Source organism: Microbacterium aureliae (assembly GCF_054780155.1).
This window is the reverse complement of sequence record NZ_BAAGWW010000002.1, coordinates 807,722-819,393: the sequence shown is the minus strand read 5'-3', so window position 1 is coordinate 819,393 and position 11,672 is coordinate 807,722. Positions and strand designations below refer to the sequence as shown.

The following is an 11,672-nucleotide window of genomic DNA, read 5'->3' as shown; positions in this document are numbered from 1 at the left end:
GGGCGGAGGGCTCCTTCGAGTCGCCGCGCGGGGACGCTTCCACGAATGGAGGCGCCCCCGCGCGGGCGAGTGGGGATCAGAAGTCGTACTCGGCCGCGTTCGAGGCGTCGACGACCACGCCGGCCTCACCGGCGAAGACGTTGTCGAAGCCCTCGAGCTTCACGAGCGACTCGTAACCCGGGATGCCGAGGTCCGTGCCCTCTTCGATCGTGCCGCCGTCGACGAGGATCTGTGCGATCGCCAGCTGGGCCTTGCCGGCGAGGGCCGGGTCCCAGAAGAAGATCTTGTCGATGGCGCCGGAGTCGAGGTAGCTGCCGGCCACCGACGGGATCGAGGTTCCCATGACGCAGACGCTGTCGGCCTTGCCGGCCTCTTCGACCGCGCGGGCGATGCCGACGACGTCCGTGCCCGCCGAGCCCTGGAAGCCCTTGATGTCGGGGTACTTCGCCAGCAGCTCCTTGGCCTTGTTGTAGGCGACCTCCTCGTCCTCTTCGGACTCGATCGGGTCCTCGAGGCGCTCCATGTCGGGGAAGTTGGCCGTCTGGTTGTCCAGCGCCCCCTGCACCCACTCGCCGTGCGAGCCGTTGGTCAGGCGACCGACGAACTGGACGTAGCCGCCCTCTTCGCCCATGCACTCGGCGAGGTTGTCCATGATCTGCGCGCCGTAGGCGGTGTTCTCGAACGCCTCGATGTCGATGTCGACGTTCTCGATGCCCGCCGCTTCGTGGGCGACCACGACGATGCCGGCATCCCGGGCCTCACCGAGAACCGACGCCAGACCGGCGACGTCGTTGGGGACGACCGTGATGGCGGCCGGCTCCTGGGCGATCAGGTTCTGGATGATGTCGACCTGACCCTCGTTGGTCGCCTGGGCGGGGCCTTCCTGACGGGCGTCGAGCCCGGTCTCGGAAGCCCACTCGTCGACGCCGACCTCCATGCGGTCGAACCAGCCGATGCCGGTCGCCTTGACGACGGTGACGTAGGCGCCCGAGGCGCCGTCCGACGAGCCGTCGCCGCCCGTGCCCGGGTCGGTCGATCCGCTTCCTGCCGTGGTGCCACAGCCTGCGAGGGCGAAAACCGTCGCTCCGGCAAGCAGCGCGATTGCGGGACTCTTGCGCTTCATACTCACTCCTTCGTGGGATCCAGTCGCGGCACCTTTGCGCATTCGCGACGATCTGCGGCCCGACATTACTCAGGCACGTCCGTCGCGTCAACCGTTTCTGCGCATAACAACTCGATAACGCGCAGTGATGCTCGATATCGCGCAAGAGGTGCCGCTATAGTCAGTCGCAGGTTCGAGGAAGGACAGCCCCGCAATGACGCGTCAGGCACAGATCGTGGAGTTGCTCACCGAGCGCGGCTTCCAGTCGGTGACCGAGCTCGCCGAGGCGCTCGAGGTCGCGCCGTCGACCATCCGCCGCGACCTCGAGCAGCTCTCCACGCGCGATCTCGTGCAGCGCACCCACGGGGGCGCCTTTCCCATCCGGGCATCCGATCTGCCCGTCTCGATCGACAAGACGCTGCACCGTCGAGAGAAGGTCGCGATCGGCAAGGCGATGGCCGACCGCATCCTCGACGGGCAGACGGTGCTGCTGGACAGCGGCACCACGACGCTCGAAGTCGCGCGCCACCTGCACAGCGCGCGCATCACGGTCGTGACCAACGACCTGCAGATCGGCATGTCGATCGCCGAGCGGCAGAGCGCGAACCTCGTCTTCATCGGCGGCGAGCTGCTGCCCAACGACTGGTCGATGTGGGGCCCGACGGCCGTCGAGCAGCTGCGGAACCTGCGTGTGAACGTCGCAATCCTCGGCTGCGACACCGTGATGGACGACGGCCTCTACAGCACCTCGAGCTACGAGATCGAGCTGAAGCGCACGATGCTGTCGGTGGCCAACGAGGCGTTCTTCGTCGCGGACAGCTGGAAGTTCGGCCGCGACGCGCTCTTCCGCATCGCCGATCTGGATCCGTTCACCGCCGGGATCACCGACACCCACCTCGATCCCCTGCGCGCCTCGACCTTCCCCGTCCCCCTCATCCGCGCCTCCTGACCCCTGTCCTCGGTCCCCCCGGTCGCTGAGCGAGCGCAGCAAGACGAAGCGCCCGCTCCCGCCGCCGGCGCTTCGTCTCGTCGCTGCGCTCCTCGCTCAGCGTCCGAATCCCCTCCCCCCGGCCGCTCAGCGTCCGATCCCCTCCCCCCGGCCGCTCAGCGTCCGAATCCCCTCCCCCGGTCGCTGAGCGAGCGAAGCGAGACGAAGCGCCCGAGCCCCGGCGATTGAGTAGCGCCGCAGGCGCGTACCGAAATCCCGCACGAACACAGAACGCGCCGCGAGCGCAGCGAGCGACGCGTGCCGCGCCCGGCTCCACGCCCCCGGCCGCTGAGCGAGCGAAGCGAGACGAAGCGCCCGCACCCCCGCGGTCCTCTCCCCCGGTCGCTGAGCGAGCGCAGCGAGACGAAGCGCACCCCCGGGCGTACTGTCGATACGTCCAACCCGCGGAAGGGGCCCACCATGACGGTGATCGACAACGGCGTATACGTCGACGGGCGCCGCACGGCCGATCCGGTGAGCCTCGACGAGACGTTCGAGACGATGCGCGAGCGCGGCGGCATGGCCTGGATCGGGCTCTACCGGCCGGATGCCGCTGAGCTCCGCAGTGTCGCGGCGGAGTTCGCGCTGCATCCGCTCTCTGTCGATGATGCCTTCAAGGGCCACCAGCGCTCGAAGCTGGAGCGCTACGGCGACACGCTCTTCGTCGTGCTGCGTCCGGCGAGGTACATCGACGAGCGCGAAGAGGTCGAGTTCGGCGAGCTGCACGTGTTCATCGGGCCGGATTTCGTCGTGACCGTCCGCCACGCCGAATCCCCGCACCTCGGGAGGGTGCGCCGGCGTCTGGAGCACGATCCCGAGCTGCTGGCGCGCGGACCCGAAGCGGTGCTGTACGCGATCCTCGACCAGGTGGTCGACGAGTACGCCCCGGTGGTCGCGGGCCTCGAGAACGACATCGACGAGATCGAGGATCAGCTCTTCGACGACGGCGTCGACGTGTCGCGGCGCATCTACGAGCTTTCGCGCGAGGTGCTGGACTTTCATCGGGCGACGGAGCCGTTGATAGGGATGCTGGAGGCCCTGCTGCGCGGCTTCGACAAGTACCAGGTCGACATAGAGCTGCAGCGCAACCTGCGTGACGTGCTCGACCACGCCTTGCGGGTCACCGAGCGCGTGACGACCTTCCGGTCGCTGCTCGACAACGCCCTCACCGTCGAGGCAAACGTCGTGGCGCGGCGCCAGAACGAGGAGATGCGCCGGATGTCCGAGATGAGCCTCGCGCAGACCGAGCAGACGAAGAAGATCTCGTCGTGGGCGGCGATCCTGTTCGCCCCGACGCTGATCGGGGCGATCTACGGCATGAACTTCCACCACATGCCGGAGTTGTCGTGGATCTTCGGTTACCCGATGGCGCTGGCGCTGATGGCCGCGTGCAGCGGCGGCCTGTACGCGGTGTTCAAGAAGCGCGGCTGGCTGTAGCGCTCACTCGAGGCGGAAGCCGACTTTCATCGTCACCTGGAAGTGCGTCTCGCCGTCGACGAGCGCGCCGCGGGTGCTGACGACTTCGAACCAGTCGATGTGCCGCAGGGTCTCGCCGGCGCGCGAGAGTCCGTTACGGATCGCGCTGTCGGTCCCCTCGGTCGACGTCCCGACGATCTCGGTGACCCGGTAGGTGTGTCCAGACATGGTCTCGCCCTTCCCGCGGGCTCCGTCGCCCGCTGTGTCGCCGACGCTACTCCCTCACGCGCCCCTCCGGTCGCTGAGCGAGCCCCCGCCCGTGGCCCGGCCGCTGAGCGAGCGAAGCGAGACGAAGCGCCCCCGCCGCCTCCCGGCCGCTGAGCGAGCGAAGCGAGACGAAGCGCCCCCCGCACCGCCTCCCAGCCCTCCCCCACCCGCCCCGTGACAGCATCGTCCGATGCGTTCGTTCCTCCGACGGCATCCGTTCTGGGTCGCCGTGATCGCGGTCGCCGTGGTGGCCGGTGCCGCCTCGCCGCTGATCGTCCGCCAGGCCCGGATCGCCCATGCGGAGAAGACCTGCCGGGACATCCACGCGTTCGCCGAGACCCTGGATGAGGCACCGGTCACTCGCGGCGCCGAGACCGTCGCCGTGATCGGCGACTCGTACTCGCAGGGCTGGGGTCTCGGCGGCCCTGCGAAATCTTGGCCAGCCACCTTCGGCGAGGCGACCGACACCACGGTGTTCGTCGACGGCTTCGCCGGCTCGGGCGTGACCGGTTCCGTCTACTGCCCCGAGGCGTCGTTCCTCGATCGGGTGGATGAGGTGAACAGAATCAATCCGGATGCCGTCATCGTGCAGGCCGGCCTCAACGACGTCGACGCGACCTCGGAAGAGATCGAGTCCTCGCTGTCGAAGGTGATCTCGCGCATCGAGGCCGAGCGCGTCGTCGTGGTGGGTCCGCCCGCCGCCCCGGCCTACAGGCGGGACAACCTCGCGCGAGTGGACAGTGCACTCGCCTCCGCGGCCGAGAAACGCGATGCCCAGTACATCTCGCTGCTCGATCTCGAGCTCGACTACCAGTCCGACCGCCTGCACACCAACCGCGCCGGCCAGCAACTGATTGGGGATGCTGTTGCCGTCGAATGGTAGACCCCGGCCGATACCCGGTCACCGAAAGAGTCGAGGCCGGACAGACAATCCCAACTCGACCCACTGCCGCTCGCTTGCGGCTGGCGAAGCAGTGGAGCAAGGTCACGGTCACGTCTCGAGCCTCGGCTACCCTGGTAAACGAAGAGCGCGGGTGACTGGCTGAGAGGGTGCTTGGTGACGTCGTACCTGAGGAAGGCCCACGGTCGCTGGAGGTCACCGCTGCGGATCGCACGTCAGATCTCCAGCGCGGGCCGCAGGGTCGCCGAATACCGAATCGGTTTCCGGTCGGCACCACCCCAACCGCCGTGTATAGAGCCACGAGTCGTCCGCTGTCGCGCACAGGGACGAGCACCAACGTCTGCACTACAGGGCCGATCAAGTGACGAGCACGCGCGCGTTAGGCGACCGAGGATCTAAACGTTAGGACGTACATGCCATCTGTTGCGATCATTGGCACACGGGGATACCCCAGCTTCTACGGTGGTTTCGAGACCGCCGTACGGCGCCTCGCGCCATATCTTGTTGAACGCGGATGGGATGTGACCGTCTATGGTCGCCCGGGCTCGACACGCCCGAGCGACCCCAACCGCGACGCTCGCGTCAAGTCGGTCGAAACGTGGGGCGTCGAGTCTCGGTCCCTCAGCACTCTTACCTTCGGCTTCAGCGCAACAAGGCACTGCATCGCCGAATCTCACGACGTTGCCCTCGTCATGAACGTTGCGAATGGATTCTGGTTGCCGATGCTCCGCCGGGCGAAGATTCCAACAGTCGTCAACGTTGATGGAATGGAGTGGGACCGAGCCAAGTGGGGCAGACTCGCCAAGCAAATGTTCCGCACCGGAGCACGCCTCACTGCGAGACATGCGAACGAAGTTGTAGTCGACGCGCTGGAGATCGGTCGGCGCTGGCGAGCCGAGTTCGGGATCGACGGCACGTTCATCCCGTATGGCGGCGATTCACCGACCGGCGTACTGCCGGTTGAGCCTGGCTTGAGTCATCGATCCTACGCATTGCTCGTTGCCCGATTCGTACCTGAGAACACCGTCGCCGAATTCCTTTCCGCCGCGCCCCGCATTGCAGAGACCAGCGACGTGGTCATCGTCGGTTCTTCTGGCTACGGTGGCCCCCTCGACGATGAGGCCGCTCGACTTTCGCAAGAGTACGAGAGAATTCACTGGCTCGGACACCTGCACGACGACGCCCGCCTGCACGCGCTCTGGCAGCACGCCGGGGCGTATTTCCACGGACACAGCGTCGGTGGCACAAACCCGGCACTGGTCCAGGCGATGACCTGCGGCGCCCCTATCGTCGCGAGGGACACGGTTTACAACCGAGAGGTACTAGGTGATGCAGGGTTGTTCACCTCGCCAGACGCCGACTCCATAGTCGCGAGTGTGAAGGAACTCCTGAGCAACCCGCGGGAGCAGGAAAAGGTTTCGAGGTTGGCGCAGGCGCGCGCTGAAGCAGAATATTCCTGGCAGTCCGTGTGTGAACGCTACGAAAATGCTCTCATCCGCGTACGGCAGGGCGCATGGACCGGCGCCGCTCGTTGACCGTTATGTTCTCAACGGAGAACATAACGGCACCCTTGAACCCCTACGTCCGGCTGCTTGCGGAATCGCTCGAGGCCGCGGGCGTTCGAGTTACCCCCTACACGCCAGACTTCGATCCCGACACCATCGACGTGTTTCACGTGCATTGGCCTGAGCATCTCTTCCTCGGTCGATCCCCGGTGGACGTCCTACGAAGGGCTGGCCAGACATTGGCAGTTATCCGTCGGCTACACCGTGGACCAGCGGTCATCGTGCGGACGGTACACAATAAGTCCCCGCACGAGGCGATGAATCCGGTCACGAGGTACGGCATGAGCATCCTGGAGCGGCTCACCGACCATCACATACACCTGACATCGTCCTCGTTACTCGCGTCTCCGTCGCACAGCGCCACACACATCCCGCACGGCGACTACTCCGAGTTGACGAGTGCGGCTAATCGACGGGCGAAGTCGGTGCCGATGTCGATGTCGAACGATCTCCTGTTCCTCGGCTTGATTCGTCCCTATAAGAACGTGCCAGACCTACTGGACGCCTTCCGCGGCGCTCCGGAAGATACGACGCTTCGAATAGTCGGCGAGTCACAATCAGATGCACTCTCCGCCGCCATCCAACGCGCAGCAGCGGAGGACAACCGCATCTCGCTGAGCCTCTCGCGCGCCAGCGATCAGGATCTCATTCGCCACCTGGACGAGAGCCGTTTGGTCGTCCTACCGTTCTCGGAGTTCGGGAATTCAGGCTCAGCTCTGCTTGCCCTATCCGCGTCGCGTCCTGTACTGATACCGCGGACAGCCGCTTCCGAAGAACTTCAGCAGGAGGTCGGGGACCAGTGGGTGCACCTTTTCGATGGCCGACTGACGAGCGACCATCTGACGTCCGCCCTTAGTCACCTGCCTGCAGAGGGCGCGCAGCCTCGGTTCGTCGGACGGGACTGGCAGTCAGTGGCTGAGAAGCACATCGACGCATATTTGGCCGCGATAGATAGCGCTCCGGGATCGAGAAGACATGGAGCGTGAGACGTATTCAGCCGTCGTCCTGTATTTCAGACGAGGGACGGCCGTACTAGACACCATCGCCGATCTGAAGCGGCAAAGCGTCCCGCCGGCGGAGATCTTGCTGGTGGACAACGGGTCAGAAGACGGAGTTCTGAACCAAATAGCCGCGGAACTCGCTGACGTGACGGTGCTCACGCTGGATGTGAACCGGGGATACGCGGGCGGGATGAACGCGGGTTATGCGAATCTCCGACAACAGGGCCCGTGGACGCTATTCGTGACGCACGAGTTGCGGCTCGACGCCCACTGTGTCGAGGCAATGCTCGCCGCCGGCAGTCCCAAGTCATCCGAGACCGCCCCGGATGTAGTCGGTCCGACGCTGCGTTTGATCGGTGCGGACGATGTCTGGTCCTATGGTGGATCCCTCGACCGGTTCGGCGCCCCGCGACACCTATCTGGACCGCATGATGGACCATTGCTGTGGATCGATGGTGCCTGCGTTCTCGTCAGAGAGATTCCGGGCGCCGAATCAATATTCGATGAGAGATTCTTTCTGTACTGGGAGGACGTGGAACTTGGGGCAGGCCCCACGCGTTCAGGCCGTGTCGCGGTCGCCGAGACGGCAGTTGCGTGGCAATCCACGAACACAATGCCTGTCTATTACGCGGTAAGGAACCGAATACTCTTCTGGAGGTTGAAGTCGCACGTTCTCAACGTGGGCTTGGCCCTGGGTTGGACCGGCGCGAAGGTCGTACAGGACCTGCTGCGGCGAGATATCGACAGTAAGCGCCGCATACGTGCGCGACTCGCGGGTGCCCGTGACGGCTTCACCGGGGAATTGCGAACCCCATTTGGCGCAGCTAGGGAGCCTGCGCTCACCTCCGATCGGCAGGGAGGCCAAGCATGAGCACCCACGTCGCCCTCGTCAATCCACTGCCTATCGCACTCCACCACTATCAACGAAGCCTGCAGCACACGCTCGCTTCGATCTCTATCGACTCTCAGGTATGTGCCACTGAGAGCGCTGAGCTCGGTGGTGAGGCGCCGATCTCAAAGCTCCGCCGGGCGGCGGCACTGGTTCGAGACCGCCGCCGGGTCAGCGCACTAAGCGCGTCAGAAACTCTAGTCCTGTGGCCAGCATTCGGTTCCCTGGAATCACTGTCCTGGCCCCGCTCCTCCTCGGTCACAGTCATCTGGCACGACCCCCGGCCGCTCCGCAAGACCCACTTCAGCGGCAAGCTCTCGGATTACGCCGGCGCGCTACGGCAACGACATTCTCAGATTTCATTTCTGGCGCACACTGAAGAAGCGCGTCGCGACATTGAGGAAATGGGCTTCAGCGTTCGAGCGGTTGTCGAGCATCCTTACCTCGACGTCCCCCTGCTGAAGAGGCGAGACGACACGCCGCGCGTTCTCGTTGCTGGCCAGTACAAGCCGGTGCGCGATCTGTCGCTCATGCGTGCACTCGGCACAGAGCTGCGGAGCGCCGGCTATATCCCGGAGATCGTGGGTCGGGGTTGGCCCGCCGTCGATGGCTGGGATGTGCGCTCGGAGTTCGTGAGCGAGGAGGCCCTCCAGGGGCTCTTGTCAGAGTCCCGCGTCGTGATATTGCCGTACTCGAGGGTCTACCAAAGTGGCATTGCAATCCGCGCCGCGGAACTCGGGACTCCGGTCGTCGGGCCTCGAACATCCAACGTCGCTGCCATCTTTGGAGACGATTGGCGCGGTTGCGTGGACGACTCCACTCCCCAGGCTTGGTTGGAGGCGATTGATCACGCCGTCCGGACACCTGCGGCCGAGGTGGACGATCGGATCAGGGCATGGAAGGCGCGGGTTCGGACGTCCTGGCGCGCTCTGTTGCCGGAGTAGTGAGTTGCTGCGAGGCGCGCGGCCACAAAGAGGTAACGGCAGCTCCAACCACTGCCCAGTAGACCGACTGATACTGCGTGATGGGCGCAACAGTGAGAAGAAACGGAATATGCGCGACGATCGCGAGGCTGGCTGGCGTCGCGGACGCTACCAGGACACCGCGGCCGATCAAGAGATAGACCAGCAGATAGAGGATTGCCGCGAGCGCTCCGCAATACAGTCCGACGAAGAGCAAGCCGTTGTCGATCGAATAGAAGTTGCGCCATGCATATGTTGGCCCTCCGTCTACGGCCACCGCTCCAGAGGCGAGTCCGACAACGTTCAGGTCCGGCAGCAATTCCAGGAGGTTTCCGCGATACGCCGCTGAGTTAGCGACCTCGGCGCCGCCCTCGGAGAGCAAGTCTCCGAGTGGCCCCGCGGCGATCACGAGGCCGATGAGGCTGACGCCCGCGGTCACAACCCGCTGAGCCGGCCGTAGGCGGGGGTTGAGCGTCACAACAAGCACGAGCGCGACTGCTACAGAGAGCCAGGAAGCGCGACTCAAGGTAGCGATCGCCCCGCCGATGATGAGCCCCGAGACAGCTAGCCGCTGGTGTCCCCGCATGCCCATCAGAGCAAATGGCAATGCGAGACAGAGCACGCCCCCCAGCGCGATCGAATGCCCAAGGGTCACTTCGGCCCGAGTCAAGCCGCCCCGGACCTGCAGACCCATCCAGTTTTCGGCGCCGACGGCGTATGTATACGGCCACATCTCGGCGATGTTGAAGGACAGCAGGAGTTGGAGCATGGCTAGCCCGCCAAGGAGTGCGGCCACGCGGATGAGGTTCCGGCTGAAGCTCGGCATCGTCATCAGGTGGCGGCCCGCCCAGTAGGCGGCTCCCCATTCCAACACAGCTTGTGACGCGAGGTAGCCCGGCGTGCCGCCCCACGCGACTCCTGCGGCTACCGCAGCCAGAAGGAGGATCACCGCCAAGTCGACGCTAGTGAATCTGGCCATCGATTTCCCTGACCAGGCGAGGATGATGGCCACGGAAATCACCGCCAGCGGCACCACTCGGTATCCCAAGACCTGGAGATAGATCCAGGGGGGCAGCAATACAAGGGTCAGTAACCAGACCGTCGCTGCGAGCGATGGCGAGGCCCGGAAAACGAGTATCAGCAGGCCGCCACAAACGGCGATGATCCCCAGGATCATCATCGGTGGACCAAGCCAACCGAGAACCAGAAGCAGCAGAATCGCGATCGTAAGGAGGATCGCTGTCGCCGTCACATCGCGACGGCCCCGAAGCCCTCGTCCCACCTCGCTCTTCACCAACATGACCGTCCCTAGCATAGGCTTTGGGGACGCTTGCTCCCACACCGTGGTGGTCGATCCGCGCCCTGTCCTCTGATCCACACACCATCCTTAGGGAACCACCATGCCCCCCACCCGTACTGCACAGCACGCCGGCAAGCGAGTTCTGGTGCTGTGGGCCGACGATCGCAGCACGAACCTAGGTGTGCGCGCACTCGCCAGCGGAACTGCGAGGCTGATCGGAGAAGCGTTCCCAGGCTCGGTTGTGGCTTTCCAAAGTTATGAGCAGGGCGTCGCGCCGCTGCCTATCAATACCCGCACCATTCTCAAGGCTTGCGCAGGCTTCGACCGACGAACCATTCGATGGCTTCAGCAGTACGACCTGGTGATCGACACCGGCGCAGGAGACAGCTTCGCGGACATCTATGGGCTGGGACGCCTCCTGCAGATGACAGGCATGCGAATCGCGGTGGCTCGTGCCCGCGTCCCGCTTGTTCTAGGCCCGCAAACCATCGGCCCCTTCAACACCCGACTAGGCCGCGCTCTGGCACGCTGGACGACGAGGCGGAGCCTTGCCGTCTTTGCAAGGGACCACAAGAGTGCGGCCTACGCCCGCGAAGTACTCGGCCTCCCCGTCAGCCGCGCAACAGATGTCGCTTTCGGGCTGCCCCCCGCGGACGTCGATTCACCTCCCCGGGATGTGCTCTTCAACGCATCTGGACTGTTGTGGAATCCGAATCCTCACGTGGATTACGAAAAATACAGAGAAGCAGTGCTGCGCTGCATTTCAGATCTCAAGGATCAGGGTCGGACAGTCACTCTCCTAACCCACGTCATCAGCAGTGATAATCCTGACTCGGATGAGATCCCGATCCCAGACATCCTGGCAAGCCATCCCGACCTTGAGGTCCTGCGTCCGACGACTCTGGGAGAGGCACGAGAACAGATCGCGTCCGCGAAAGTAGTCATCGGTGCCAGGATGCACGCTTGCCTAAACGCTCTGTCACAGGGCGTACCCGCGGTTGCCTGGGCGTACTCGCGCAAGTTCGAGCCGCTCCTGAATGAGCTGGGCTGGCCCCACGTCATTGACCTTGAGCAGGTGACCACCGCCCCGCGTGCGACTAAGTCGGCTGTCGAGGAGCCTGCGCTTGCCACAACCGCACGTCAGGTGCAAGCGCGGGCAACGCAGATCGTGGACGCGACCGTGAAGCACATTCGCGATTTGGAGGGTGCAATTGGCTGATAATCTCGCCGCCGCCGTCGAGAGCGTCGTCGCTTCGGGAAATTGCAGCGGATGCGGATTAT

At 64.7% G+C, this 11,672-nt stretch carries 11 protein-coding genes; 8 read left to right on the top strand and 3 right to left on the bottom strand.

The genetic code is table 11. The features are described 5' to 3' along the window. Positions 1-76 precede the first annotated feature (76 nt). Positions 77-1,123, bottom strand: coding sequence for a substrate-binding domain-containing protein (locus tag ACYVF4_RS09940; RefSeq protein WP_460722206.1), 1,047 nt, complete (start codon positions 1,121-1,123; stop codon positions 77-79). Between the two features lie 193 nt (positions 1,124-1,316). Here ACYVF4_RS09940 and ACYVF4_RS09935 point away from each other — a divergent pair, with 193 nt between their 5' ends. Together ACYVF4_RS09935 and ACYVF4_RS09930 are read left to right on the top strand one after the other, a co-directional pair. Beyond that, a complete protein-coding gene (locus tag ACYVF4_RS09935) occupies positions 1,317-2,051 on the top strand; it encodes a DeoR/GlpR family DNA-binding transcription regulator (RefSeq protein WP_460722204.1) in 735 nt (244 codons plus the stop codon). Between the two features lie 459 nt (positions 2,052-2,510). Continuing rightward, complete coding sequence (locus ACYVF4_RS09930) at positions 2,511-3,527, top strand: magnesium and cobalt transport protein CorA (protein ID WP_460722202.1); 1,017 nt, start codon at positions 2,511-2,513, stop codon at positions 3,525-3,527. 3 nt (positions 3,528-3,530) lie between these two features. Here ACYVF4_RS09930 and ACYVF4_RS09925 read toward each other — a convergent pair whose 3' ends face one another. After that, positions 3,531-3,734, bottom strand: a complete 204-nt coding sequence (locus ACYVF4_RS09925; protein WP_460722200.1) for a dodecin — start codon at positions 3,732-3,734, stop codon at positions 3,531-3,533. A 229-nt stretch (positions 3,735-3,963) separates the two neighbouring features. On the opposite strand from ACYVF4_RS09925, the gene ACYVF4_RS09920 reads away from it, so the two are divergent. From ACYVF4_RS09920 to ACYVF4_RS09900, 5 genes are all read left to right on the top strand, one after another. After that, on the top strand, positions 3,964-4,656 hold the full coding sequence (locus ACYVF4_RS09920) for an SGNH/GDSL hydrolase family protein (RefSeq protein WP_460722198.1): 693 nt from the start codon (positions 3,964-3,966) through the stop codon (positions 4,654-4,656). Positions 4,657-5,087: 431 nt separating this feature from the next. Beyond that, positions 5,088-6,209 carry a glycosyltransferase gene (locus ACYVF4_RS09915; protein ID WP_460722196.1) on the top strand — a complete coding sequence of 374 codons (1,122 nt, stop codon included), beginning with the start codon at positions 5,088-5,090 and terminating at the stop codon, positions 6,207-6,209. Between the two features lie 311 nt (positions 6,210-6,520). Further along, positions 6,521-7,225 (top strand): glycosyltransferase, encoded by a 705-nt coding sequence (locus ACYVF4_RS09910; RefSeq protein ID WP_460722194.1) that lies wholly within the window; start codon positions 6,521-6,523, stop codon positions 7,223-7,225. Further along, positions 7,215-8,111: a glycosyltransferase family 2 protein gene (locus tag ACYVF4_RS09905; RefSeq protein WP_460722193.1), complete on the top strand. Its 897-nt coding sequence runs from the start codon at positions 7,215-7,217 to the stop codon at positions 8,109-8,111. The genes ACYVF4_RS09910 and ACYVF4_RS09905 overlap by 11 nt, the downstream gene beginning before the upstream one ends. Continuing rightward, positions 8,108-9,073 carry a glycosyltransferase family protein gene (locus ACYVF4_RS09900; protein ID WP_460722191.1) on the top strand — a complete coding sequence of 322 codons (966 nt, stop codon included), beginning with the start codon at positions 8,108-8,110 and terminating at the stop codon, positions 9,071-9,073. Before ACYVF4_RS09905 ends, ACYVF4_RS09900 begins: the two co-directional genes overlap by 4 nt. Here the strand turns inward: ACYVF4_RS09900 and ACYVF4_RS09895 are convergent. After that, positions 9,018-10,391 (bottom strand): hypothetical protein, encoded by a 1,374-nt coding sequence (locus ACYVF4_RS09895; RefSeq protein ID WP_460722189.1) that lies wholly within the window; start codon positions 10,389-10,391, stop codon positions 9,018-9,020. The two genes, ACYVF4_RS09900 and ACYVF4_RS09895, sit on opposite strands and share 56 nt — an antisense overlap. Positions 10,392-10,491: 100 nt before the next feature. On the opposite strand from ACYVF4_RS09895, the gene ACYVF4_RS09890 reads away from it, so the two are divergent. Continuing rightward, a complete protein-coding gene (locus ACYVF4_RS09890; RefSeq protein ID WP_460722187.1) occupies positions 10,492-11,610 on the top strand; it encodes a polysaccharide pyruvyl transferase family protein in 1,119 nt (372 codons plus the stop codon). The last annotated feature ends 62 nt before the right edge of the window (positions 11,611-11,672 follow it).